Origin of the sequence: Synechococcus sp. WH 8109, assembly GCF_000161795.2 — a bacterium.
Taxonomy (GTDB): Bacteria; Cyanobacteriota; Cyanobacteriia; order PCC-6307; family Cyanobiaceae; genus Parasynechococcus.
This window is the reverse complement of record NZ_CP006882.1, coordinates 860,667-882,797: the sequence shown is the minus strand read 5'-3', so window position 1 is coordinate 882,797 and position 22,131 is coordinate 860,667. Positions and strand designations below refer to the sequence as shown.

At 59.1% G+C, this 22,131-nt stretch carries 40 protein-coding genes and 2 pseudogenes; 16 read left to right on the top strand and 26 right to left on the bottom strand.

The features are described from left to right. Positions 1-3: 3 nt before the first annotated feature. On the bottom strand, positions 4-828 hold the full coding sequence (locus Syncc8109_RS04785; protein ID WP_006851377.1) for a metal ABC transporter permease: 825 nt from the start codon (positions 826-828) through the stop codon (positions 4-6). A 32-nt stretch (positions 829-860) separates the two neighbouring features. Here Syncc8109_RS04785 and Syncc8109_RS04780 point away from each other — a divergent pair, with 32 nt between their 5' ends. Further along, positions 861-2,225: a 1-acyl-sn-glycerol-3-phosphate acyltransferase gene (locus tag Syncc8109_RS04780; RefSeq protein WP_006851577.1), complete on the top strand. Its 1,365-nt coding sequence runs from the start codon at positions 861-863 to the stop codon at positions 2,223-2,225. Here the strand turns inward: Syncc8109_RS04780 and Syncc8109_RS04775 are convergent, their stop codons facing one another. Further along, positions 2,226-2,981, bottom strand: a complete 756-nt coding sequence (locus tag Syncc8109_RS04775) for a metal ABC transporter ATP-binding protein (protein ID WP_006850175.1) — start codon at positions 2,979-2,981, stop codon at positions 2,226-2,228. It lies immediately after the preceding gene. Continuing rightward, positions 2,981-3,916 (bottom strand): metal ABC transporter solute-binding protein, Zn/Mn family, encoded by a 936-nt coding sequence (locus Syncc8109_RS04770; protein WP_006850450.1) that lies wholly within the window; start codon positions 3,914-3,916, stop codon positions 2,981-2,983. The genes Syncc8109_RS04775 and Syncc8109_RS04770 overlap by 1 nt, the downstream gene beginning before the upstream one ends. A 131-nt stretch (positions 3,917-4,047) precedes the next feature. Between Syncc8109_RS04770 and nth the strand changes: the two genes are divergently transcribed. After that, positions 4,048-4,701, top strand: a complete 654-nt coding sequence (gene nth, locus Syncc8109_RS04765) for an endonuclease III (RefSeq protein ID WP_006851036.1) — start codon at positions 4,048-4,050, stop codon at positions 4,699-4,701. On the opposite strand, the gene Syncc8109_RS04760 is transcribed toward nth, so the two are convergent. Further along, a complete protein-coding gene (locus tag Syncc8109_RS04760; protein ID WP_006849985.1) occupies positions 4,702-4,986 on the bottom strand; it encodes a 2Fe-2S iron-sulfur cluster-binding protein in 285 nt (94 codons plus the stop codon). Between the two features lie 418 nt (positions 4,987-5,404). Here Syncc8109_RS04760 and Syncc8109_RS11685 point away from each other — a divergent pair, with 418 nt between their 5' ends. Together Syncc8109_RS11685 and Syncc8109_RS04755 are read left to right on the top strand one after the other, a co-directional pair. Further along, positions 5,405-5,638, top strand: coding sequence for a DUF1651 domain-containing protein (locus tag Syncc8109_RS11685; protein WP_071823107.1), 234 nt, complete (start codon positions 5,405-5,407; stop codon positions 5,636-5,638). A gap of 179 nt (positions 5,639-5,817) precedes the next feature. Beyond that, entirely contained in the window at positions 5,818-6,081 is a 264-nt protein-coding gene (locus Syncc8109_RS04755; RefSeq protein ID WP_006850566.1) for a hypothetical protein, read from the top strand. A gap of 396 nt (positions 6,082-6,477) precedes the next feature. On the opposite strand, the gene Syncc8109_RS04750 is transcribed toward Syncc8109_RS04755, so the two are convergent. Continuing rightward, positions 6,478-7,068: a uridine kinase gene (locus Syncc8109_RS04750; RefSeq protein ID WP_006850330.1), complete on the bottom strand. Its 591-nt coding sequence runs from the start codon at positions 7,066-7,068 to the stop codon at positions 6,478-6,480. 169 nt (positions 7,069-7,237) lie between these two features. Here Syncc8109_RS04750 and Syncc8109_RS04745 point away from each other — a divergent pair, with 169 nt between their 5' ends. Together Syncc8109_RS04745 and Syncc8109_RS04730 are read left to right on the top strand one after the other, a co-directional pair. Beyond that, positions 7,238-7,480 carry a hypothetical protein gene (locus tag Syncc8109_RS04745; RefSeq protein WP_006851371.1) on the top strand — a complete coding sequence of 81 codons (243 nt, stop codon included), beginning with the start codon at positions 7,238-7,240 and terminating at the stop codon, positions 7,478-7,480. Between the two features lie 684 nt (positions 7,481-8,164). Then, a complete protein-coding gene (locus Syncc8109_RS04730; protein ID WP_006851832.1) occupies positions 8,165-8,416 on the top strand; it encodes a hypothetical protein in 252 nt (83 codons plus the stop codon). 488 nt (positions 8,417-8,904) lie between these two features. Here the strand turns inward: Syncc8109_RS04730 and Syncc8109_RS04720 are convergent, their stop codons facing one another. Further along, positions 8,905-9,270: a hypothetical protein gene (locus tag Syncc8109_RS04720; protein WP_006851531.1), complete on the bottom strand. Its 366-nt coding sequence runs from the start codon at positions 9,268-9,270 to the stop codon at positions 8,905-8,907. On the opposite strand from Syncc8109_RS04720, the gene Syncc8109_RS04715 reads away from it, so the two are divergent. Beyond that, positions 9,270-9,656, top strand: a complete 387-nt coding sequence (locus tag Syncc8109_RS04715; protein WP_006850173.1) for a DCC1-like thiol-disulfide oxidoreductase family protein — start codon at positions 9,270-9,272, stop codon at positions 9,654-9,656. The genes Syncc8109_RS04720 and Syncc8109_RS04715 overlap by 1 nt on opposite strands. Positions 9,657-9,804: 148 nt before the next feature. Then, positions 9,805-10,026, top strand: coding sequence for a hypothetical protein (locus Syncc8109_RS04710; RefSeq protein WP_232202471.1), 222 nt, complete (start codon positions 9,805-9,807; stop codon positions 10,024-10,026). Here the strand turns inward: Syncc8109_RS04710 and Syncc8109_RS04705 are convergent. The 3 genes from Syncc8109_RS04705 to Syncc8109_RS04700 form a co-directional block, all read right to left on the bottom strand. Next, on the bottom strand, positions 10,011-10,304 hold the full coding sequence (locus tag Syncc8109_RS04705) for a hypothetical protein (RefSeq protein WP_006851469.1): 294 nt from the start codon (positions 10,302-10,304) through the stop codon (positions 10,011-10,013). The genes Syncc8109_RS04710 and Syncc8109_RS04705 overlap by 16 nt on opposite strands. Continuing rightward, a complete protein-coding gene (locus Syncc8109_RS12560; protein ID WP_006849999.1) occupies positions 10,304-10,450 on the bottom strand; it encodes a hypothetical protein in 147 nt (48 codons plus the stop codon). Before Syncc8109_RS12560 ends, Syncc8109_RS04705 begins: the two co-directional genes overlap by 1 nt. A gap of 170 nt (positions 10,451-10,620) precedes the next feature. Then, positions 10,621-11,481: an SDR family oxidoreductase gene (locus Syncc8109_RS04700; protein ID WP_006850888.1), complete on the bottom strand. Its 861-nt coding sequence runs from the start codon at positions 11,479-11,481 to the stop codon at positions 10,621-10,623. 116 nt (positions 11,482-11,597) lie between these two features. On the opposite strand from Syncc8109_RS04700, the pseudogene Syncc8109_RS04695 reads away from it, so the two are divergent. After that, positions 11,598-11,946: pseudogene (locus Syncc8109_RS04695) on the top strand (YccF domain-containing protein). A 15-nt stretch (positions 11,947-11,961) separates the two neighbouring features. Here the strand turns inward: Syncc8109_RS04695 and Syncc8109_RS04690 are convergent. Beyond that, complete coding sequence (locus Syncc8109_RS04690) at positions 11,962-12,315, bottom strand: hypothetical protein (RefSeq protein WP_006849846.1); 354 nt, start codon at positions 12,313-12,315, stop codon at positions 11,962-11,964. A 317-nt stretch (positions 12,316-12,632) separates the two neighbouring features. Here Syncc8109_RS04690 and Syncc8109_RS13035 point away from each other — a divergent pair, with 317 nt between their 5' ends. Beyond that, the gene (locus Syncc8109_RS13035) at positions 12,633-12,755 is read left to right on the top strand and encodes a hypothetical protein (protein WP_006850954.1); all 123 of its coding nucleotides are present in this window, start codon (positions 12,633-12,635) and stop codon (positions 12,753-12,755) included. Between the two features lie 9 nt (positions 12,756-12,764). Here the strand turns inward: Syncc8109_RS13035 and Syncc8109_RS04685 are convergent, their stop codons facing one another. Further along, positions 12,765-13,001 (bottom strand): hypothetical protein, encoded by a 237-nt coding sequence (locus Syncc8109_RS04685; protein WP_006851383.1) that lies wholly within the window; start codon positions 12,999-13,001, stop codon positions 12,765-12,767. Between the two features lie 85 nt (positions 13,002-13,086). Between Syncc8109_RS04685 and sodC the strand changes: the two are divergent. Beyond that, positions 13,087-13,622 (top strand): annotated as a pseudogene (sodC, locus tag Syncc8109_RS04680) (superoxide dismutase [Cu-Zn] SodC). A gap of 1 nt (position 13,623) precedes the next feature. Here the strand turns inward: sodC and Syncc8109_RS12850 are convergent. Continuing rightward, positions 13,624-13,791: a hypothetical protein gene (locus Syncc8109_RS12850; RefSeq protein WP_156915490.1), complete on the bottom strand. Its 168-nt coding sequence runs from the start codon at positions 13,789-13,791 to the stop codon at positions 13,624-13,626. A 308-nt stretch (positions 13,792-14,099) separates the two neighbouring features. Between Syncc8109_RS12850 and Syncc8109_RS04675 the strand changes: the two genes are divergently transcribed. Next, positions 14,100-14,366: a hypothetical protein gene (locus Syncc8109_RS04675; protein WP_006850705.1), complete on the top strand. Its 267-nt coding sequence runs from the start codon at positions 14,100-14,102 to the stop codon at positions 14,364-14,366. A 24-nt stretch (positions 14,367-14,390) separates the two neighbouring features. On the opposite strand, the gene Syncc8109_RS04670 is transcribed toward Syncc8109_RS04675, so the two are convergent. From Syncc8109_RS04670 to Syncc8109_RS04660, 4 genes are all read right to left on the bottom strand, one after another. Beyond that, positions 14,391-14,636, bottom strand: coding sequence for an RNA-binding protein (locus Syncc8109_RS04670; RefSeq protein ID WP_006850138.1), 246 nt, complete (start codon positions 14,634-14,636; stop codon positions 14,391-14,393). A 214-nt stretch (positions 14,637-14,850) separates the two neighbouring features. After that, positions 14,851-14,991: a hypothetical protein gene (locus tag Syncc8109_RS12215; RefSeq protein WP_156915489.1), complete on the bottom strand. Its 141-nt coding sequence runs from the start codon at positions 14,989-14,991 to the stop codon at positions 14,851-14,853. 2 nt (positions 14,992-14,993) lie between these two features. Beyond that, complete coding sequence (locus Syncc8109_RS04665) at positions 14,994-16,187, bottom strand: glycosyltransferase family 2 protein (protein ID WP_006851273.1); 1,194 nt, start codon at positions 16,185-16,187, stop codon at positions 14,994-14,996. Between the two features lie 30 nt (positions 16,188-16,217). Further along, entirely contained in the window at positions 16,218-16,535 is a 318-nt protein-coding gene (locus Syncc8109_RS04660; protein WP_025362236.1) for a DUF3303 domain-containing protein, read from the bottom strand. A gap of 139 nt (positions 16,536-16,674) precedes the next feature. On the opposite strand from Syncc8109_RS04660, the gene Syncc8109_RS12210 reads away from it, so the two are divergent. Beyond that, positions 16,675-16,854 carry a hypothetical protein gene (locus Syncc8109_RS12210; RefSeq protein WP_006850301.1) on the top strand — a complete coding sequence of 60 codons (180 nt, stop codon included), beginning with the start codon at positions 16,675-16,677 and terminating at the stop codon, positions 16,852-16,854. Here Syncc8109_RS12210 and Syncc8109_RS04655 read toward each other — a convergent pair. Beyond that, on the bottom strand, positions 16,843-17,379 hold the full coding sequence (locus Syncc8109_RS04655) for a DUF924 family protein (RefSeq protein WP_006849743.1): 537 nt from the start codon (positions 17,377-17,379) through the stop codon (positions 16,843-16,845). The genes Syncc8109_RS12210 and Syncc8109_RS04655 overlap by 12 nt on opposite strands. Beyond that, positions 17,376-19,049, bottom strand: coding sequence for a protein adenylyltransferase SelO family protein (locus Syncc8109_RS04650; protein ID WP_006850874.1), 1,674 nt, complete (start codon positions 19,047-19,049; stop codon positions 17,376-17,378). The genes Syncc8109_RS04655 and Syncc8109_RS04650 overlap by 4 nt, the downstream gene beginning before the upstream one ends. A gap of 108 nt (positions 19,050-19,157) precedes the next feature. Between Syncc8109_RS04650 and Syncc8109_RS12555 the strand changes: the two genes are divergently transcribed. Beyond that, positions 19,158-19,307, top strand: a complete 150-nt coding sequence (locus Syncc8109_RS12555; protein WP_006850636.1) for a hypothetical protein — start codon at positions 19,158-19,160, stop codon at positions 19,305-19,307. On the opposite strand, the gene Syncc8109_RS12205 is transcribed toward Syncc8109_RS12555, so the two are convergent. The 3 genes from Syncc8109_RS12205 to Syncc8109_RS12545 all read right to left on the bottom strand — a co-directional run bounded on the left by Syncc8109_RS12205 (position 19,301) and on the right by Syncc8109_RS12545 (position 19,878). Then, positions 19,301-19,477, bottom strand: coding sequence for a hypothetical protein (locus tag Syncc8109_RS12205; RefSeq protein ID WP_006851940.1), 177 nt, complete (start codon positions 19,475-19,477; stop codon positions 19,301-19,303). The genes Syncc8109_RS12555 and Syncc8109_RS12205 overlap by 7 nt on opposite strands. A 3-nt stretch (positions 19,478-19,480) precedes the next feature. Further along, positions 19,481-19,642, bottom strand: a complete 162-nt coding sequence (locus tag Syncc8109_RS12550) for a hypothetical protein (RefSeq protein ID WP_006851237.1) — start codon at positions 19,640-19,642, stop codon at positions 19,481-19,483. An 83-nt stretch (positions 19,643-19,725) separates the two neighbouring features. Beyond that, positions 19,726-19,878 carry a hypothetical protein gene (locus Syncc8109_RS12545; RefSeq protein ID WP_198015274.1) on the bottom strand — a complete coding sequence of 51 codons (153 nt, stop codon included), beginning with the start codon at positions 19,876-19,878 and terminating at the stop codon, positions 19,726-19,728. A gap of 134 nt (positions 19,879-20,012) precedes the next feature. On the opposite strand from Syncc8109_RS12545, the gene Syncc8109_RS12540 reads away from it, so the two are divergent. Further along, positions 20,013-20,174: a hypothetical protein gene (locus tag Syncc8109_RS12540; RefSeq protein ID WP_198015273.1), complete on the top strand. Its 162-nt coding sequence runs from the start codon at positions 20,013-20,015 to the stop codon at positions 20,172-20,174. A gap of 152 nt (positions 20,175-20,326) precedes the next feature. Next, positions 20,327-20,662 (top strand): hypothetical protein, encoded by a 336-nt coding sequence (locus tag Syncc8109_RS04640; RefSeq protein WP_232202470.1) that lies wholly within the window; start codon positions 20,327-20,329, stop codon positions 20,660-20,662. 48 nt (positions 20,663-20,710) lie between these two features. Here the strand turns inward: Syncc8109_RS04640 and Syncc8109_RS12200 are convergent, their stop codons facing one another. From Syncc8109_RS12200 to Syncc8109_RS04625, 5 genes are all read right to left on the bottom strand, one after another. Next, entirely contained in the window at positions 20,711-20,860 is a 150-nt protein-coding gene (locus Syncc8109_RS12200) for a hypothetical protein (RefSeq protein ID WP_170950621.1), read from the bottom strand. 46 nt (positions 20,861-20,906) lie between these two features. After that, positions 20,907-21,089 carry a hypothetical protein gene (locus tag Syncc8109_RS04635; RefSeq protein WP_025362235.1) on the bottom strand — a complete coding sequence of 61 codons (183 nt, stop codon included), beginning with the start codon at positions 21,087-21,089 and terminating at the stop codon, positions 20,907-20,909. Positions 21,090-21,197: 108 nt separating this feature from the next. Continuing rightward, entirely contained in the window at positions 21,198-21,365 is a 168-nt protein-coding gene (locus Syncc8109_RS12535; protein ID WP_006849666.1) for a hypothetical protein, read from the bottom strand. A 48-nt stretch (positions 21,366-21,413) separates the two neighbouring features. Beyond that, positions 21,414-21,605, bottom strand: a complete 192-nt coding sequence (locus tag Syncc8109_RS04630; protein ID WP_156915488.1) for a hypothetical protein — start codon at positions 21,603-21,605, stop codon at positions 21,414-21,416. 70 nt (positions 21,606-21,675) lie between these two features. Continuing rightward, complete coding sequence (locus Syncc8109_RS04625) at positions 21,676-22,041, bottom strand: AbrB family transcriptional regulator (protein WP_006850785.1); 366 nt, start codon at positions 22,039-22,041, stop codon at positions 21,676-21,678. Positions 22,042-22,131 lie beyond the last annotated feature (90 nt).

Genomic DNA, 22,131 nt, shown 5'->3' with positions numbered 1-22,131 from the left:
CGATCAGAGACGCCGCAGCACCCCCTGCCCAGGCGCAAGAAGGAAGGCGAGCACGAATTGCGCGGTTTGCGCCAGCACGATGCAACCGGCGGTGGAGCTGTCGGTCCAGTAACTAATGAACACCCCCAGCACACTGGAGAGCACGCTGCTGGTGACGGCCAGCAGCGTCATCCGGTCAAACCGATCGGTGAGCAGATAGGCCGTGGCACCGGGGGTTACTAGCATCGACACCACCAGAATGATTCCCACGGTCTGCAGACCTGCAACGGCGGCCAGGGAGAGGAGTCCCAACAGCATGTAGTGCAGAAGTCCAGTGTTGATACCGATCGATCGAGCGTGGGTGGGATCGAAGCAGAAGAGCATCAGGTCTCGCCGGAACAGCAGCAGCAGCACCAGCACCAGCACCGAAATCATCAGGGTCTGCTGTACGTCCCCCGCTGAGATCCCCAGCACATTGCCAAACAGGATGTGGGTGAGATCGATGTTGCTGCGCGTCTTGGAGACGAGCACGAGCCCCAGAGCGAAGAAACCGGTGAAGACAAGCCCGATGACGGTGTCTTCCTTCACTCTCGACTTCTGCTTCACAAAGCCGATGGCGGCAACGGAGCCGACACCGAAGACGAACGCCCCCAGAGAGAAGGGCAGGCCAAGGGCATAGGCGACCACCACGCCAGGGAGGACCGCATGAGAGACGGCATCACCCATCAACGCCCATCCCTTCAGGGTCATGAAGCAGGACAACAGCCCGCAAACACCCCCAACCAGGGCACTGATCATCAACGCCTTCAACATGAAGGCGTGACTGAGGGGTTCTAGTAAAAGCTCCATCGAATCAGTATGGGCGCGCTGCAGTCGGTTCGATGCCCCGCGCCTCCACCCAGAACGCCCGCCCCGCGTTGCGCCGGCTGCCCACCCGTCCCAGCCGGATGGTTCAGGCCGTGGTCAGCCGCCTGCTTCCACTGCTCTTCCGCAGTCAGGGCCTTGAGCTAAGCCATCGTGATGCGGCAGAAGCCCTGGCCAAGGCCTTTGCAGCGCAGCAGTCGGGGGCCTGCAATCTGCTGATCGCCTTTCGTCACCCCAGCACACGTGATCCGGTGGTGCTGGCGGATCTGTTCTGGAACGGCATTCCCCGGGCAGCACGGCGGCTCAAGCTGCAGCTACTGCGTCCCATCCAGCTGAGGTTTCTCTACGACCGCGGTATTCCGATCTGGGCTGGCCCGGTGATCGGCTGGCTGTTGCAACGCAGTGGCGGCATCGCCATCCACCGCGGCCGCTTAGATCGCCCAGCGCTGGCCCAGGCCCGCGGGGCTCTGGCCCAAGGGCGCTACCCACTGGTGGTGGCACCGGAAGGAGCCACCAACAACCTCTCCGGCGAGATGGCTCCTTTGGAGCCGGGGGTGGCCCAGATGGCGTTCTGGGCCGCTGAGGATCTGGAGAGAGCCAACGACGAGCGGCCGCTGGAGGTGTTGCCCATTGGCATTCACTACAGCTGGAGGCACCCTGATTGGATCGCCCTCAAGGCGCGGTTGGCTTCCCTCGAACGCCATCTCGGCATTGCCTCCCCCGACGCTGGCCCGGAGAATTCCGAGACCACCAGCCGCGACCGGCTGATCCAGATCGGCATGAATCTGCTCAAAGCCCTTGAGCAGCTCGAACGGCTGAAGCCCGATCCAGTTCAGACCTTTAGCGAGCGAATTGATGCCTACCGCTTGCATGGCTTGGCCAAAGCCGAGGCCCATTTCGGCCTGCGTGCCGGCGGCAATCTTCAGGAGCGCTGCCGCCGGATCGAGCAGGCCGCCTGGGATCGGATTTACAGGGAGGGTGTTAATCAGCTCCCGCCGCTGGAGCGGAGCCTGGCGGACTCGGAGGCACGGGAAGCCGACCTCCAACTCACCCGCATGCGACTGGTGGAGCACTTCACCAGCGTGAGCGGTCACTACATCAGTGATCGACCCGACTTTGACCGCTTTGCCGAGATGTTGCTGCTGGTGGAAGAAGCGATCGGCTGGATCGAAGACAAGCCATGGAAGGGGCAGCCCAGCCTTGGCCCACAACGGGTGGAGGTGCAGCTCGGACGAGCCTTGCCCGTGCGGCCTCGACTGAATCAGTACCGCAGCAACCGTCGCGAGGCGATGCGGGTGTTCATGCAAGACCTGGAGGAGGCCCTTATTGCCCTGATGCCCGACGCCTCACGGGAAACAACGACTGACGCGGGAGAGCTCTGATTAGAACGTCTCCTCCGGAGAGCTGTTGCCCGTCAGCAGATCAGGCGGCACGCCACCGAAGGTCATGGCGAGGTTCTCGGGGGTGAACACTTCCGAGGTTTCCCCGTAGGCGAGAACGGTCTTGTTGATCAGAACCACCAGATCGCAGAAATCACGAACGTGGCCCAGGTCGTGGGTGGAGATCAGGATCGTGCGGCCCTCGTCGCGGAACTGAAGAAACAGCTGGGCCATCAGCTGCTCAGTGCGCACATCAACCCCATTGAAGGGCTCATCCAGGAGCAACAAATCAGCGCGCTGGGCGATGGCTCGAGCCAGGAAAGTGCGCTTACGCTGACCACCGGAGAGGGTGCCAAGGGGACGATCGGCCAGCTCCAGCAGATCAACCCGGGTCAAGGCATCTCGCACAGCGACACGATCCGAGCTGCGGGGAATCCGCAAAGGATTCATCGCGCCGTATCGGCCCATCATCACCACATCCCACACCGACACGGGGAACTGGGCATCCACCCCTTCGCTCTGGGGCACATAGGCCACCGCTTGATGACGCTGGGCTTCTGCAACGCTGCTGCCGTTGATCCGGATCCTGCCGCGTGAGGGGCGCACAAACCCAGTAAGGGCCTTGAAGAATGTCGATTTGCCAGCACCGTTCATGCCCACCAGACCGCAGATGCAACCGGCTGGCAGGTGCAGGCTGGCGTCGTACAGGGCAACGGTGCCGTTGTAGTCCACACAGAGCTGGTCGGCCTGAATGCGCATCAGCGGTTGCTCTCGGACAGGTCCAGGCCCTTGCGGATCAGATCTACATTGTGCCGCTGCAGTTCCAACAGGGTGGGTGCAGGTCCATCCGGAGGCGAGAGGGAATCCACGTAAAAGGTTCCACCAAATCGCGCCCCTGCCGCCGCTGCCACCTCCCGTTGGGCTTTATCGCTCACGGTGCTTTCACAAAAAATGGCTGGCACCTGCCGCTCTCGCACAGTGTCTATCAACCGTGCCATGCGTTTGGGTGTGATCTCGCTTTCGGCGTTCACCGGCCAGAGGTAGGCCTCCTCGAGTCCGTAATCTTCTGCCAGATAGGTGAAGGCTCCCTCGCAACTCACCAGCAGCCGTTGCTGGGCCGGCAGCGCAGCAATCGCCATGCGCAGCTCCTCATCGAGGGCCTGGAGCTTGGCTTTGTAGGCAGATGCGTTAGCGGCAAAGTCCTCAGCCCCGGCCGGATCGAGTTGGCTGAAGGCCCGCTCCAGATGGTCCACGTAGCCCATCGTGCGCTGGAGGGACATCCAGGCATGGGGATTGGGCTTGCCGGAATAGGCGTCCTCCGTGATCAGCAGAGGCTCCATCCCCTTCGAAAGGGTGATGGTGGGCACATCCCCCGCTGCAGCCGTGAAACGCTGGGCCCACAACTCCAGCCCCAACCCGTTCTCAACAATCAGATCCGCCTTGCTAGCGCGCTCGATGTCACTGGGGGTGGGTTGGTAACCGTGGATCTCGGCACCGGGCTTGACGATCGAAGCCACCTGCAACCGATCACCCGCCACATTGCGAGCCAGATCGGCCAAAACCGTGAAGGTGGTGAGCACCTTGGGGCGCGAATCCGCAGTGACGTCCTGCTCTCGGCTGCGGCAGGAGGCCAGCAGCACAGCCAACACAGTTAGCAGCACTGCCGCCGAACGGTTCCAGTTCAACAGGGGCAATGCGAGCTGAGCCGGTCTGATCGAGAATCCCATCAATAAGTCCTAAAACAATCGCGGCAACGGCAGTGAAACGCTGCAACGAAGCGATGCATTCACCGAAGCGCCAGGATCACCCCAGCCACTGAGAACCCGTGCGCAGGTCTGAGCGGGTGGAGGTGATCCTGCAGCGCCTCCACGAGCAGTACCCGGAAACACCCATCCCCCTGGATCACAGCGATCCTTTCACCCTGCTGATCGCTGTTCTGTTGAGTGCTCAATGCACCGACAAGAAAGTGAATGAGGTAACTCCCGCGCTGTTTGCCGCCGGGGCGACGCCTGCCGCCATGGCGGAACTCGAAGAGGAGCAGATCCTCGCTTTCATCCGGCAGCTCGGGCTGGCGAAAACCAAGGCCAAAAACGTGCGCCGCCTCGCCCAGATTCTGGTGACGGCCTACGACGGCGACGTTCCCCAGAGCTTTGAGGAGCTCGAAGCCTTACCCGGCGTGGGGCACAAAACAGCCAGCGTGGTTATGGCCCAGGCCTTCGGCGTGCCCGCCTTCCCCGTAGACACCCACATCCACCGGCTGGCCCAGCGCTGGGGATTGAGCGACGGCAGCAGTGTGGGGCGCACGGAACAGGATCTCAAGCGCCTCTTCCCCAAGAAGTACTGGAACCGACTGCACCTGCAGATCATCTTCTGGGGCCGTGAGTTCTGCACAGCGCGGGGCTGCGACGGAACCGTCTGCCCTATGTGCCGTGAGCTTTATCCGAAACGGCGCCGTCCTGTAATCACCCGCAAGCCCTGATCAAGACAGCAACTCTTCAGCGTTGGCCTTGATCACGCAATCAGCGGTGGGGTAGCTCACACAAAGGAGGGCAAACCCCTGGCCGATCTGATCATCATCGAGAAAGCTCTGATCGGTCTGATCCACCGAGCCACTCACCAAACGGCCGGCGCAGGTGGAACAGGCCCCTGCCCGGCAGGAATAGGGCAGATCAACTCCGGCCTCCTCGGCTGCATCGAGGATGTACGTGTCATCAGGACACGAAAAGCTGGCACCACCCTCGATGCTGATGTTGAAAGAGGCCATGACGAGGAAGATCCTGAGGGGTTGGTAGCTAGATCAGACCATCTGCGCCAAGGCAGCTGGATCCGCAACCTCTTCCCATGAATGCTTGGAGGAGGCGCAGCCGAGGGAACCTGCGTTCGCTCAACTCCCCGAAGCGTTGGCAGTGATGCTCGCGCCGCCCGAATAATCACGCAGAAGAGAACAGTTCTTACTAAGCAGTAATGCCTAAAAGTGTGCGCATCAATACCCGCCAAAGCTTCAACACGTCTTGGACAGTGCATCACGAAAGCAGTGGCGCTTTTCATGCGTCACGGAGGGGGTGGACTGAGGGGCCTGCTCTTTTTGTTGGCTTTGACCTGAGCCAGAAGGCCACTTGACCGGCCAAGCCCATAATTGCTAGTACTGATGTACTTGCAGCATTGCCATGGGATAGGGCTGGCTGATTGACAGCGACGACCGCTGGATCTGGCGATTCCATCGCGATCAGAAAGGATGGATCCATGAGCCGAAGGTCTTTATCGACAGAGGCCGTCGCCTGCCTGGCGACCCTCCCCTGCAGAAGGAACGCCGACATCTGCGAAAGGCCGAAGCAAAGCAACTCTGGGCGTCCTTGAAGACCCAGGGCTGGAAGCGCCTCGCGTCTCCGGCCTGGGGCGACGCGATTGAACTTTGAGAAAGCTCGCTGGTGCCAACTGCGAGGCTGTCCATCAGCAATTCCATCGCATGCATTGAATTGGCATAGTTGAGATGTGAGGAAAATGCCTCACAGGGTGGAAACAAGGACACACTCCTGCGAGCCGTTTTGGAACCCCTGCCTTTGGCGGGGGTTTCTTTTTGCCTGCCAGTGAGCCCATGGAATCGGTCATCAACGAAATCGAGTTCAACTTCGAGCAGACCGTCAGCATTCGAACTGACGTGAAGCTGAGCAAGGACGACGTGAAGCAGATCGTCTCAGAAGCTCCAGCAGAAACCCTGGAGGAAATCATCTACCAAAGCCTGGTGACCGATGAGTTGTACCTGAGGGCGAGGGCCAGGGAGATCGCCGCCAAACTCAAGCAAGACGACCTTGAAGTGAACAGAATCGAGTACTGGGACGACGAAGGAAACAAGGTCTGATCCTGTCGCCAATAGGTGGGGTGAATGAACAGCGGCCCCTTCGATTGCAAGAAGAAAAAGGGGTCCTCTCGGACTCATCGGATGAATGAGAGCCCCCTGCTGGCTCAGTCCCCGGCAGGAAAGCCCCGATCCTTGATGGATTTCCGCTGGGCGTTGTCTGAACCTTCAGGCCCTAACCCTGCTTCAGCCAAGAAAAGAACAGCGGTTCTTTAGATGTAACAAGCTGCACCGGGTCGATGGATGGCGAAAATCTCGCGCCTGTTGTCTCTCTTCCTACAACGCAGACCCGTTGATCGAATCAGCCAAGGCAAACCATAAAAACTATCAACCAAACAATCTCGCTACGCAAAGGTCTACGCAGAAACGAGCCCCTGAGGCTGATCAGCGTTTAAGCGGCTATCCAATTCTGCTGAGAATCGGCTCCAGATCAAAGTTGTAGCCCCGAACAACAAGATCTGCGCGGCACTTCAAAGGTTGAATGAAGCGACGCTCACCCGGGAGCATTTGGCGCAGCATCTGGCGAATCACGTACGAAGCCGGCCTCTGCCTTTCGCGAACATCACGCCAGAGACGTTTGATCAACCTCTGAAGAAGTAGGGTTTCGACGTATACGACCAGCGAGATGGGCACAGCGCCCAACAGATGCTGTGGCCCGTAGGAGCCTTCCACCAGAACCAGGTCATAGGGGTGCTGCAACAACCTGGAGCTGACCTTGCGGCTGCGCATGTCGTAAATGCGCAGCGCGTTCAACTGGCGGTAGCGAACAGCGCTGAGTTGCAACCTCAGCTGATCCGCGTCAATAGCATCGACCGTGTCAAAGCCATAGCGCGAGCTGGGAGACCAACCACAGCGGTAGTAGTCGTCGCAGGAGATCAGCAGGGGATGACGGCCCCTGGCACTCAGCTGCTCGGCCAGACGGGCGGCCAGGGTTGTTTTGCCAGCCGCAGACGGCCCGCAGATGCACACCAGAGGAACTGCCCCAGACAAGCGCTGTCTTCATCCAGAACCATGCTGGCAACGCCTTCCCAAAAGAAGCAGGAAAACAGTAGCCGTTGATACAGATTGGGGCTAGGGTGAGGCAACGTTGAGCCTCATCAACAGGCCGCAGTCAGATCCACGCCAGGCAACGGGGGCGTGGGCACCGCGCAAGAGAGAGATGAACACCCTTCAGCTGATCAAGGCACGGACTGTGCGCAATCAGGCCATCGAAACGGCCAGAACACAGATGGCACGGGCCTACCGCCACCAAGACCACACCGACCGGGTCCACACCCCGGTGGGGAGCAAAACCAAGGTGCTGCGCTATCGCGGCGTCGCCTACGAACCGATCGACCAACAACAGCACCCAAGCGGTGGGCGGGAATTGCGTTACCGCGGCGTCAGCTACGACGTGTACTGAAGCCAAAGTCCCATCCATGATTGGAGCAGGGACACCCCCGCCTTTTTCATGGTTGTTTTGGGCCACGCCAAAAAACGAACGAAATGACCCCGCAGCCGGGATAACACCGAAACCCCGGCTTTTGATGCCAATGCTTTCGGGGCTGATGTTCTCTCAGCCCTTCGAAGAAGCGATCGGCAGGGCTCAGTTCTTGTCGCCGCCCTTGGGAACGAACGCCTGGGATGCTGCGACGAGAAGCCCGGTGATAAGCAGGGCCGGAAGAATGACAGTCGGACCGCCTGGAGCTGTCTGGGAGGCGAACAACAGCATGGTCTAGCTATAAAAACCACTTGTCACCCTGGCAGAACAGGGGGCAAACAGCGACTCCTGCAAATGTTTGTCGCAGAGACCAAGGCTCAGCAGATCACGACAGGAAACAGAAAAAGCTCCCCCTGCACGGCATCACAGGCTCGAACAGAAGGGGTGGTCCTGGCACGAGGTTTCGCCACGGCTGAGGCTGCCGCCGGAAAAGCCTTGCGGGGTCGGATCAAGGAATGACGCATCCACTCGTCAGCACGGAAGGTGGCGTAAGGAGAACTCGCAGCCATGAGTTTCGGAGCAGTACATCTGTTTTAGTGCGCATGTACTACAGCGTCAACCCAGACGCTCTCCGCAACAATCACGGGACCCACCGCCCATCAGTAGGTGACGCAACAAGACGACGCCATCGGCAGCCGCTTGAGCCGGATCGAAGCTCGGCTGGCCAGGATTGAAGAGCTTCTGCTCAGCACAGGAGTTAGTGAAGGTCAGAACCCATCAGCAACACAAGAACATTGCTACGAGGCATGGATCCACTATCGGAACAACACCCCTGAGGCCGTCGAAGCTCACCTCACCGCCCACGAGATGGCCGCCCTAAAAGCCTCCATCAACGCCCAAGTTCCAAGCGATTCGTAGAGTTATACACAGCTTTTCCACAGGGCCAAAACAACTGATCCTGGCGAGCACAGTGGTTTTGGCCATCGGCGTGGAAAACAAGCCTCAGGCGCTCAGCAGTCCCCGGCACATCATGCCGTTCAATGTGAAGAACGCTGTGCTGGCCGTTGATTTCAAGCAACAAATGCATCGGTGATTTCGAAAACGCCTCAAGTGGCAACGAAGCGCTCCCTGCTGTGAACGAAGCAACCAATCCTCAGGAGAAGCTTCAAGGCACCGATCCGCCAGAGGGGTCGGTTGAACAATTGTGGAAAAACAAAAGATTCTGTTGTGATCACTGCAGACAGCCGGGGGACGTGCATTTCCGGGTGAGCACCGCCCGACTCGCGGACTGGATCCTGGTATGCGAAACCTGCTGGCCGAACTTTCGCGAACAAGCTGGTTATCGCTATGGAGGAACGCGCAAGGCCAACCGCCGCAAGCGAAAACGGCGGTAGCAGGACGAAGGCTCAGATCAGCTCACATTGGTGGCGAATCACCGTGCCGCGGCGTTCCCAAAATTCAGGCGCTGATTCATCAACGACCCGCCACCACCAACGGCCGTCGGTGTAACTGGGGGCACCTGCATTGTTGGTGCGCGGTAGTTGCAACTCCACATCGCGCCAGCGCAGCAGAACTCCGTCACCCGGCAGGCTTCCCTCCAAAGTGTTGGGAATGCCTTCCGCCAGCCCGGTGAGATCGACGGCTCCCCGCGTGATCTCAACACTGAGTCGATCCCCATCGCAGATCCAATCGGCCCATGACGGCTGGGGACCCGCAAAAAAGCAGAGCATCAACAACGCCAGGCCCAGGCCCTTCGCGACAGAATTCAGCAATGCTGTTGACCCTCATCTACGACGGCGGATGCCCATTCTGTCGAGAGTTCGCCCTCCGCAGTGAGCTCCAGGCGGGTGCTCCCAACCTGCGCATTGTTGACGGGCGCGCCGATCACAAGATCCGTCGCGAGCTCAATGCCCTCGGACTGCCTCTGCGCAATGGCGCCGTGCTAATCGAAGGGAAGCAAAAGTGGCATGGCAGCGAAGCCATTGCAGAACTCAGCCGGCGCATGAACCCCAGCGATCCCCTGCTCGGACTGCTGGCCAAGCTGTTCAGTGACAACCAACGTTCAGCACTGGCTTATCCAGCCCTGTTGGCAGCCCGGCGCCTGGCCCTCGCCACCCGCGGGCTGAGCGTTGACCCGGATCAAGCTCGATCACGCTGACGCAATGAGCCAAAACACGGGTGGTCGCAACCGATACCCCTGAACTACGGTCGAAGAACGCCTAAAGATTCTCTTAAGCATCGATCCTGATCCCTTTGTTCCTGACGCGCTGAGTCATCAGCAACTCAACGCCTTGCTGAAAGCGGCGATGGACACATCCGCCGTTCCTGAAGGGCGACTCAGCGATGACGAATTACTCCGCGCAGCACTGAGTGCATGGGCCGACCAAACCCAGGAATTGCTGCGTTGGATTGAAGACCAGGGCGATGCTGTAAGCGACACGCGATCGCCCAAGCAGGTGATGGCGCTGGGAAGTTTTCGCACCCATCTGGTGATGGGCCTCAAGGCACTTCGTTATTCCGAAGGCTGAGCCCGCTGCTGCTCTCGACGGGCATCACAACACTCCTCGAGAACGGAAAGAAACTGTTCTGGCTCGGGTTGATCATCAAGATCGAAGCGGGTGGCTGTGGTCACCGTGAAGTTGATCCAGGTTTCAACTTCAGGGCCGCCGGATGCGATCACAAGGTCGTAACAGGCCTGAAAATCTGAATTCGGTGCAAGATCACGCGCTGCATTGATGACGTCACACAGCTGATACATACCCTCCGTTTGGGCATCAGCAAAGACGGCACGAATGCGATCCACCATCAGCAGGCACGCTCAAGTTCTACAACAGAAAGCTCTGCTTTGACGTTGGATGCTTCGTCTGCAAACTCAAGAAGTTCTGCGTTGAGCTCCAGCAACATCAATGCCAAGGAGGACGCAAATTCGATGCAGAACGATTCGTCTTTCACAGCGCCACCGCGTTGAATGCGCAGGGTCTAATCAACCCAGCAAGTTGAACGTGGATTCCGCAAACCTGCTTTACATCAACAACAAAAAATGAGAAATCGATGCACAAGCTGTATCGAAAAATCAAATCCGCCGCGAACTTTGAACAGCTTCGCTAATCGGGGCTGGGCCCTCAGGCCGCAACAGGGTCCAGCATGGAGCTGACGCTGAGCTGAAATCCGATTTCACGCAGCCGGGCGTTGCTGACACGGGCATTGAAGATGCGTGCACCGGGGCGATCGTGGTTGTCCCAGATCACAGGGGGCAATCCGAAGTCATCACACAAGGCATTGGAAAGCTGACGCCGGGTGAACTGGAGATCATCCACAAGGTTGTAGATGCCTTGGAGCCGCCGGCCGAAGGCAAAGTCAACACCGCGAATGATGTCGTGAAGATGAACCCAAGCATTGATGTGATTGCCGTTTTTGCGAACCGGCTGCCCAGCAGCACTGCGGATATACGAAGGGATGTCCTTGCCAGGACCGTAGATACCACCGAGCCGCAGCACACAGGACTGGGTTGAAGCGTCGTTCAAGGAAAGAACAGACGTCTCGGCGCTGGCCAGAAGAGCGTTGGCGTTGTTCGAACAATCCGGAGGGGTCAGCTCACTGCAGATCGCGCCGGCCTGATCGCCATACACCCCTGCACTGCTCAGGTAGGTCACATGCAGCGGTCGCCGTCCCTGGCGCTGATGCAGCGCCTCAATAAGGGCCGGAACCGCCTGACCATAAACCTTCTCATACTGATCTTCTTCAAAGGTGGCGGTGGTGGGCGCCATCGCAATAAGAACCCCATCGAGCCGATTTAAGAAGCTGGAATCCGCCATCGGATCGCCAGCGCTGTAGAGGCGGGGATGGTCGACCAGATCGCAGAGTGCAGCCAATCGTCCGGGGCTTGTAGTGGTGCCGACAACCTCATGGCCCTGGCGCCTGAGATGGGTGGCGACAGCGGATCCGACATATCCACAACCCACAATCCCGAAATTGCCCACCATGCCTGGTCAAACACATTTAACAGAATTTAACGAAAGGGCCTTGGGCTTGCCGTGACAATGGAGACATGATCTCGATAATCCTCAACCTGCTCTGGGTTGTTCTCGGCTAACTTCCCATGGCTCTGGCCTGGTGGCTGTCCGCATTCATCTGCGCCATCACTATCGTTGGATGCCATGGGCAAGGTCGTGCTGGGGGGTCGGCTGTTTCTAGCTCTGGCCCTTCGGCTCCTAGGCCGTGAGCCGTCGTCAGCTCAGGGGACGAGGTGATCTGGGAACAGCCCCCCGGGTGCGCTCGGCAATGTGATCTGGTTTGTGGCCGGCTGGTGGCTGGCCCCGGGTCACCTCAGCAGTGCACTGGCTTGTTTTGTGACGATCTTCGGCATTCCCTTTGGCATTCAGCACATCAAGCTGGCTTTGATTGCCCTGACCCCCGTCGGTATGACGGTGGTGAAATCACGAAACTGATCTCAGCAGAGCTGATCAGAACAGCAACTTAATAAGCCAGACCATCGCCAAACAGAGCACGCCGGCCAACAGCAATCCGCCCACCAAGAAGGTGATTGCGGCGGCCAGCCCGATCCTGGCCATAGTGTCTGGATAGAGAAGAAACAGGGTCAGCCCGAGGGCCACAGGCCACAACGGCGGGATCAACAGGCAGACCCCGGCGAGGATCATCAGCTTGCGATCACGCTGTTTCTTAGCCTCAACCAGAAGGGCTTCGGCATCAGCCTCACGACCAAGCGCAGCCAGCTCATCGTCACTGAGCCAACGGCCACAAGCCTTGGCACGATCGAGCTCGTCCTCGAGCCGTTCAGCGGGGTTGCCCTTGCTCATCGGCTCACCATAAGAAGCAAGGGATCAACCCAAAAGCAAAGACCGACCATCACAATCAGCCTGATATAGGTAATTTTATCTAGGTATTTACCCGCCGCAATAATTTCATTGCTCAAGAAAGAAAATCGGTATAGTGTCGCTCTGCGAATTGATAAAGACATGCTGAATACAAACCTGGAGTCACCAAATGCTTCCCAAGCTTGCGTCACTGAATCACAAGTGAATGCCTATTTTGAATGCCTGACCCTCTGCAATCTTGATGATGGCAGTTGTTACGAGCAATGCATTCTCGTACATCTAAAAAACGAGGTTGATGCATGAAAAGCCTGAGCAATCAAACTCAAATGGGCTTGGCATCCATTGCCTCAACCGTCGCTGTTGCTCTTCTCGTGATCGGTTTTATGGGCATGGCCCAGCACATCAATGCCAGCCCGCTCTAAATCACCTGCTCACTTCTGACGTTTAAAGGTGTAGCAACCACCGTGGTAGCCAGTGAAGGGTTGGGCGTAGGTCACCAATTCCCAACCCTGCTCTCCCAATTCATTCATCAAGCCCACCAGGGTGACGTCACGCTGCGGATGACTTCTGGAGATCAGCTGGCGATCATCCAGCCAGAGCTCCTCGATTTCCCCGGTCCACGACTTCCCCCGGGGCACGAATCGCAACTGGGTGTACTCCCAACGCATCACCAAGCATCAGCTGAACGACGCACCATCTTCACCGCAGACGGCACCAACCGGGGGCGACAATTCAAGAACACGCTGTTCTGTGATGCGTCTCCTGCTCGCCCAGCTCGTTCTGCTCATCAGCCTGCTCACGCTCACTCCAAGCTGGTGCGGAGCTCTGGAGGTAACCCTGCAACGCATTGATGCCATGGGCATTGGCGAATCGATCGGCAGCGTCACAGTGCAAGACACCGACCAGGGCCTGGTGATTTATCCCGATCTGGCGGGGCTGAGCCCTGGGGAACATGGCTTCCATCTCCACAGCACGGGAAGCTGTGAAGTGGGCGAAACCGATGAGGGCAAAGCTGTTGCCGGCTTGGCTGCCGGAGGTCACTGGGACCCTGACGAAACGGGTCAACACCTCGGCCCCTTCGGAAACGGTCACCGAGGCGATCTCAGCAGGCTGGTGGTGGATGGCGACGGCAAGACCAATACCAGCGTGGTGGCGCCACGGCTCAGCACAGCTGACCTGAAGGGGAAAGCACTGATTGTTCATGCAGGCGGCGACACCTACAGGGACGAGCCCCCCTCGGTGGAGGTGGTGCACGGGTTGCCTGTGGTGTGGTGCCGGACGAGCGCTGACTCAGCCGTTCACCAGGCGGGCATGAAGGCGACAGACCCTGATGGCCTGAGCGGGTGGCTCCTGACAGATGGCACCGAGTTCCCTGTTGAGCTGGTGGAACAGGGACAGATCCGCTCCGGGAATTGAGGGAAACACCAGGAACAAACCTGAGGCGATCAAACCGATCACAACATCGCTCCAGCTCTTAATAGAACACTAAGCCCGCGTCGATTCGGGGTCGTGTTCGTCCTTGCAGACCACGACCAACAGTGCCTCGATGTGCATATCAGGCCAGCGCGCCAGGCAGCATCTTCGTCACAGGCATCGATGGTATCCACCACGATTGAGCCCCCACGCTCAATGATCAGGTCATAGGCGGGTGGCATCGGAGCGTTGCAGCGCCCCCCCCTCAGCAGGCAAAGCGCGTCTGGCACATCCCCCAGTTGATGGAGTTCAACGGCAGGTGAACATGATCAAACTCTTGAGCTCTCACAACGTTGTTCAAATCACCCCTGTTTCGGCGCGTCGGGATCTACCTCGTGCTCAGCACCGCTGCTGTCACCGTCGTCAATCAGCTCGAGATTGAACAACAGAGTGCGTATCAGATCTACATCCCCATGTTCATTGGGATCTACATCGTTTCGCGTTGGCTGGATAGTCGGTTCAACCGGGCCTCATCACAGCAGGCCTCAGAACAGCCACAGCCCAACGCAACGCACAACAAAACCTCACCATCCACAACCGACCGTGGGTTTGGACAGTGAGGTGAAGCGAAGCTGTTGTGAAGCTCAGCGGCGGGGTTCGGCTTTGCGAACGGAGATGGCGCGACCCATCCACTCAACGTTCTGCAGGTCGTCGATTGCCGACTGCTCATCGGCTTCGCTGCTGAGGTCCACAAAAGCGAAACCACGCTTGCGGCCCGTCTCCCGGTCGAGGGGCAAGGAGCATTTGCTCACTTCGCCGTACTGACCGAACAGATGAATGAGATCCTCCCGCTCAGCGTCCCAGGAGAGATTTCCGATAAAGATCGTCAAAAAAAGAATTGATCAAGACTGCTTACATTCGCACACAGCCTCCAAATGCCAGCCTTGAGGACTGATGGCTCAACGATGGGATCAAGGACTACCAAACAATTCCGTTCAAGGCTGAATTCGATAGAAAGCCTTTGCCTCGAGCCCAATTGAGCCTGAACGGAACCAGGCTTGATTCAGTTGAGGCATGGAGATGGGTGGACTCAGCGGTACCAAATCAGACGATTTCATCAACGCAGCCAAAGCCCGCGGCGAAGCTGCCCTGCAAGACAAACAACCCAAATTGACCAAGCTGGAAAAAGCATTCCGGCATGCGGCAATCCGGCGGCGGGCTGAAGATGCCCGCAAAAAGGGACATCACTAATTCAGAGCCCTTCCTTTCCAGGTCCAACCGCGTCCCGTGCGGGTGCGCCAGATCGAGATGGGGCCAATCGCACCCACCAGCAACCCACCGGCTCCCATCAGCCACCAGTAGCTGAGGGGCACCTCAAAGTTGCTGCGCGTCCACAGCCTTAGCAGCAGCTGTTGAAGGATGGCCAAGCTCGCCAGGCCCATCAACCACCACCAAGCCGAAGCCAGCAGGGGTTGGAGCCATAGCAGCACGAGCGATGCCGGCAGCAACAGCCATGGCATGGTGAACATCAACACCACCACAAAAGCGGCGCCAAAGGCTTTCACGGGATCCCGGTCCAAGCCCAGAAACCAGTTCTTGGTCCAGCCCTCCCAAAGCGCCGCGAGGTCGCGGTACATCCTCAGATCGACCGCATCAAGCCCCAGGAGATAACGCAGCCGATGGCCTCCTCCCTTGATGGCGCGGGCGAGGGCCAGATCTTCCACCACCTCGCCAGCTAAGGCCCGGTGACCACCGATCTGCGCGTAGGTGGAGGCCTTGAACAACATGAACGGCCCTGCCGCAAACGCGACCGGCGATGCCGGGTCGTTGGTTTCGAGGATGGGAAAGCCGAGGCCCAGCAGGCTGGCCATGATCGGCTGCACCATCCATTCTGCCAAGCATCCGCAACTCAACCGCGGCGCCAGGCTCAGCAGATCAGCCTGCTCATCAAGGGCCTGAGCCAGGGCCCGTTTTAGGGCATCGGGCTTGAGACGAACATCGGCATCGATGAACAACAGCCACTCGCTGGAGAGCTGTTCAACGCCCCTGCTGCAAGCCCAGTTCTTGCCCACCCAGCGTTCGTTGACGGGCCTGGGGCCGGCTTGGATCAGGCGGAAGTGGGGCGCTGCAGAGCCAGCGCGGAGGGCGTTCTCCACCGTTGCATCGCTGGACTCGTCATCCACCACCACCACCGACCAGTCCCGGCAAGGGGGCTGATTGGCCAGAACGCTTGCGACACAGGCCTCAATGTTGTGGGCCTCGTTGAAGGCGGGGATCACCACGGTCAGCGAGGTGTCCGGAGCAGCAACGTCTTGGCCCGGTTTCAAGCGCGGTGCTACTGAAAACACTCGTTGCAGCCCCAACTGAAGGATCAGCAATCCCGCTGCAGCCGAACCAGCCGCAGAAAGAAACAGCAGGGGCTCAAGCAGGGCAAGAGTCAAGGCCGGGCCATGGTGTGAGGCTCAGCCGTCTTAGCTGACGGATGCTGCAGCTTCCACCATCGGCCACATCGCAGCAAATTCGGCATCGGACACCACGGCAGTGACCTCGAACTGAATGCCGAAGTCCTTGATCCAGGGCCCGAGATGCGCCCACACCTTGCCGATGTCACTGGCAACGGCAATGGCGACACCACTACCGCTGATCGGTTCGCAAACGCGGTATTTGAGAGCAAAACCGTCGAAAGCATCTCCCGGTGCTCCCGAGTTGATGTAGTCAGCAAAGCCAGGGCACGACTCCCAGGCACCCTCAACGGTCGGGAACGTCCAAACGATCAAGTAGTGCTGCACGGAAAATGGAGGCAACCACTTGCTACATAGCCACGAACGACCGTTCAGGCTGAATTGCAACTGAATTCAGCAGTCATTCCGCAGACGCCTCAGGCGTAGCTGGCACGGGGCTACAGCTGAATTAAGACCCAGCGCAACCATGACTCTTCACGTCGCAAATGAGATGGATGAAGTGGAAGTGGCCGTCTGGTGGGACCTGTCACGCATCGTTCGGCACTTCGAACGCCAGGGACTGGAGCGCCGGGCAGTGAAAGCTGCCGTCATGAATGCAGCGCTGCGCCTGATGAAGGATGAAGGCGAGGAACCATCAACGTTGTGATTGCTGCATAAACACCACTTCCTCCGTTGAACTCACCCGTCCAAGAGCAGCATTGCGATGGGGATAGCGGCCAAAGCACTGCAGCTGAAGGAGATGGCGGCGGGCAACATCGGCGGTGGCAACGTCTGCGAAGTGCTCCAGCAAAGGGATGGCTTTAGCCACAACGCTGATGTCTTCGCTGTGCAAAAGAGGCATCAGCCAGAAGTGCCGCTGCGGTCGTTGCGATTCCGCTGCGATCCATCCCCGCTCCAGCGCTGCCAGGCTCAGCTTCAGAGCCTGAGGATCTCCGGCGAAGGCGTGGGCCTGGCCCCGCCAGATCTGACGGGTGAACTGATCCAGCAGCAGCACTAGGGCCAGACCACTGCTTGGGCCACAGCTCCAGTGGTCCAGCTCTCCAGCGAGGGCGAGCTCAACGGCCTGCACGAATCGTGCTCGCACCAGAGCATCGAAGCTGTCGCAGCGACGAAACCACTGCCAGGGACGGCACTGCTGAAACCAGAACTCCAGAACGTCGTCTGCGCTCAAGACGAACAGCTGTAGTGGGACACCCCACCCGCACTGAAGAACTCCCGCGGTTTCAAGCGGTCGTAGCGGGCCACCAAATCGGCGGAAGGGGTGTCATAGGGCGTGCTGAACAGCTGCTGCAGTTCAGCCATCAGGGAGGTGTCGCCTTCGCCGGCCTGCTGGTAGGCCGGAGCGATCAACCATTCGCGCCAGGTAATCGCCGGATTGACCCGCCGCATACCAGCGGAGATCAGAGCCGGGGCAACACCACTGGGCCACTGGGCACGCCAGCGGAGCAACCAGTCGTTCCATTGGCATTCGAGAGGTGCCGAAAGGGGCAGATAGAAACAGTCCTGCAGCGGACCGATCTGCTCGGGCAGATCCGACAAGCGGCGGAACACCATCGAATAATCGGCGCTGGACTCCACCAGGAGCTGCAAAAGCTCTTGCACCAGGGCGTCGTTGGCACTGGGCAGGCCGAGTTTGCTGCTCCACATCCGTTGCATGGCCTCCTGCATGGCAGCGGGGAAATCCTCCAGCAACTGATCCAGTTGGGCCTGGACCTCCGCCTTGCCCTCCATCAACGTGCGCAGGGATTTCCAGAACATTCTGTAGTTGGCCTGCGCGGCCACCGGCTGATTGAAGAAGCAGAAGTGGGCGCCGCCACCGGTCCAGGGCTGAAAGCGCGGATCGAACAGCTCGCAGAAGCCAAACGGGCCGTAGTCGAGGGTGAAGCCACCGGCGGCGCAGTTGTCGCTGTTGAAGTTGCCCTGGCAATAACCCACCCGGATCCAGTTGGCCACCAGGGCCGTGAGGCGATCACGGAACAAGCGCGCCAACAGCACAACCTGATCGCTGAATGACAGGCCGGGATCGATCTCCTGGCGGTAATTGCGTTCGATCAGGTGCACCACGATCTGGTGCAATTCCTGATGCGCCCGGGGATGGGCCTCACTGCGGGCACGGCGGGCGAACAACTCCAGTTGACCCACCCGCAGAAACGATGGCGCCACCCGGGTACTGATGGCGGCAGGGTTGTCGACCATCACGTCCGGGTCCATCGAGCGTGAGTTCTCGGAGTACCAGGGGCGACGGACTGTCTCGGCATGGGAGACGTAGAGCGTCAACGAGCGGGAGGTGGGCACACCGAGGGCATGCATGAATTCCTGCGCCAGAAATTCACGCACGCTGGAGCGGAGCACGGCGCGACCATCAGCACCACGGCAGTAGGGGGTGGGTCCACCACCTTTGAGCTGCATCTCCCAGCGGCGACCTTCAAACAACCCCTCGAACACCGACATGGCACGGCCATCGCCGTAGCCATTGCCATTTCCAAAGGGGCACTGCTGGGTGTACTCAGTGCCATAGATCGAGAGGGCGTAGCCGGTGGCCCAGCCCCAGGGCCGCATCGGACCGGTGGCCACACCAAGATCGCCGGAAAACATGCGGCAGAACTGATCGTCCTGGGCCAGGTCGTCGCTGAGACCAAGCTCGCTGAACAAGCTGCGGCTGTGCGCCAGATATAGAGGCTCTGGGATCGGGGTGGGCGTCACCGGCACGTAGTGGCCGGAGAGCACCTGGCGGGGACGGTGATCGTCCCCATCCGCTGTGGCCTCAGGGTCAGCCGTGAGGGCTTCCAGAAGGGAATAGTCGGCCCGTTCGGCGAACTCAGCAAACGTGGCGGTGCTCATCTGACCTTGACGCTGAACCCATCATCGCCAGAGCTACGGCCGGGTGTTTTGACCGATGGCCAATGCAGAGCCTCGGCTCTACACCGAGGGAAGCATCCAAGGACAACCGTGGGCAAAGCCAGGAAACTTCGCTCCGACAGGCGGCAGGAGGAGCTGATCACCAGCCTGATTGGGCTCACCGCCATTTTTGTGGCCACGGCCATCTGGTGGAGCGTGGCTCCCCAGTGGCTCACCAGCAGCTGGCAGAGCTTTCAGTAGTCGGGCATGGACGTCTCAGCCCGCAGCCTGCACCAGGGCTCCAGCAGGGTGGGGCGACCGCAATGGGGGCAATCCTGCCCCCGCTTCTCCACCTGCACGAAGGGGATCCAACGGGAGTTGGCCTGCCCCTCATAGCCGCAGTGCTTGCAGTGAATTCGGTATTCAGCCATGGCTCAGAGGGCGGGCTTTTCCTGACGTTGCAAGGCCTCATGGGCCTGGCGCAGGCCATGCACCATGAAGCAATAGGCCGGATTGCACACCAGGTACTTGCCGTCGCCGATGGCGTCGATAGTGGACCCACGCGAGGTGGCGAAAATGCGGCTTTTGAACTCCATCTCATCTCCTTTGCTTCCCTCACTGTTGTGGGGACATGGAGGAGCGGCAACCCGTGTAAACGCGCATTGTGCGCTGGGCTGAGTCAGTCGACTGGTTCGCAGTGATCGCCATCGCACCGCAGCCCGCATTGGGGCTGCTTGGCGCCGTACTGCCAGGGACGACGCATGGCCCAGTACTCATCCACCAAGCCGAGCAGGTAAGTGCCGATGCGCCGGAGCAGGGAAGCCTGTTTCATGCCTTCAAGCTGGCAAGAGCGCCGCAAGCCTGCAACCGAAAGCGACGAAATCAATTCGCCGCAATCAATGGGCAGCAATCAAGGTGGCGAAACACAGCTGAGGTGGGTTAGGCCCTATGCAGTGCTGTCAGCCCATGACCACCACGCAACATTCGAACCAGCTGCTGGAAGAGCTGGTTGCCGAAGAGATCGGCTTTCAGATCGACCAGATCGCTGAGGACCTGCAGCGGGAAGGCTGGCCGATCGACATGGTGAAGCGGTTCATGCATGTGGCCGTGGAGCGCCTGCCGGAATGATGCGAAAGGCCGACTAGGTGCAAGGACACATCTGCATAGTGCTGTTGCGCTTTTAACAACAGAGATTGGGACCATTCGTTGACAGTTGAGCAACGCTTGCGCCATTCCCAATAAATGTCGTCACTGCTTTTGCGGCCGTCGGCCTCACCGCGGTGTCATTGGACGACACCCTCAGCCGGGCTGGGGCCAGGGCATTCCGGCATGCCTTTGACTACCGCGAGCCCTACTGCCGGATGAGTGAAAACGAGGTGGTGCTGCTGATGGACGCGGTGCTGGCCATGCGCCTGGAGCGAGGCACCAAGGCGCTTACGAAAGAAGCCGCCAAGGTGCTTACGGCCGATCAAGCGCTCACGGCCTACGCCATGGCCTCAGAACTGATGCGCTCCGATGGACCCCATATCCGCAGAGGAGCGGAGACGGCTCGATCTGATGGTCTTGTTGCTCTCGATCTCGCAGGTGGAGGCCGAATGTATCGCTTCAATTTTTGAGTTGCTGCACGCCCCCCTGGAGCCAGCCCTTCTAGTCAACGGCGCGCCTTAAGCCGCACGTTTGTCATCACCGAACCAGATGCCCCGGCGGCTGTCGGGCAGACGGACCACGGCGCGTTCGTAGCGCTGGCGGCAGCTGCGGGCACGGAGATGCTCTTCGGCCTCCTGAAGCAGCTGTTGCAGCCTGACGTCGTCCATGGCGTTGCCTTGATGCCCACCCATTCAGGCCACGATCCGAGCGGCGTCAATAGGCCAGGTTCAACTCGTCAGATCCGTAGCGAAGCAGGAAATCTGCTTCGGATTGATCAGAGAGCAGCAGACATGTATGGTCGTCGGCGCCGGTTCGGTAGCAGTAGACGTCAAGCTCTTCGGGGTTGCGGTTGGAGTGGATGACCTCCCCCGTCCGAAGCACGTAGCGCGTTGCCATCACCTTCCACCCACGGATTTCTTCGAAATAGCGCTGATCCAGCCCCAGCGATCAGCTCTGTGCTGAGCTGCGCACCGGACGTGCGTCGGCATTGAGGTCAACTCGAGCTCATTCGTTGTCAACGCGGATGAAAAAGCGACTCTCCACGTCCATCTCGCCATGATCGTCGGTCTCCGGATCGCCCTCCACCAGCTCCAGGGCGAAATCCTTGTTATCCAGTTCATGCACAACGATCTGACCGTGCACCAGGTTGTGAACGAGCAGGAGTCGTTTCATGGGTGGTGGGAGACGCAGTTCTACCGGTTGATAGCAACAGCTTGGTAATTAGCGGAAGCCGAAGCCATCTCGGGTCGGCTGCTTGGCGGAATACTCCCGCGAGAGCGCATCAAGCATCAGGGCGATGTAGCGGTCATCCATACCGATGTCCTGCTTCAGCTGACGCATCACGCTGTTGATGCTCTTAAACGCGTCTGGAATCTGATGGTCGAGATGCTCCTTGGTGGGTTGATAGGGCATCGGAGCCAAAAAATTCCCCGTGGAACCTAAGGGAACCGCGGGGAGAGTGGTGTTGCTGCTGAACCAGAGATCAATCCTCTTCTTCGGATCCGCCAACGGGAATCAAGCGGATCTGCTTTCGTCCAAGCTTGATCTCATATTCATCGCCGGGCTGCAGTTCCAGTAGAGCGGTGTAGGCCTTACCGATCAACAGATTGCCGTTGCCCTGAACCACAGCTTTGTAGGACAGCTTGCGGCCACCTTTGCCCACACCGGATCCACCGGTGGAGAACGAAAGGCCTTTGGCTTCCAGGAGAGCCTCGTAGAACGCGGTGAATTTCACCTGTTCAGAGCCGTCTTTCTTTTTGACGACGTAACCACAACCTCTGGCCAGATCTGTTTTGGCGCAATCACCAAGTTCCTTGACGCGGTTGAGCAATTCAGCTCCGGTAAGCATGGGTCTGTGAGGTCGTGACTTCTCTATTAGAACAAATATTGTGCTGGTCACAAGGGGAAAAAAGCATTGAATTCAGTTGATTTGCTGTGA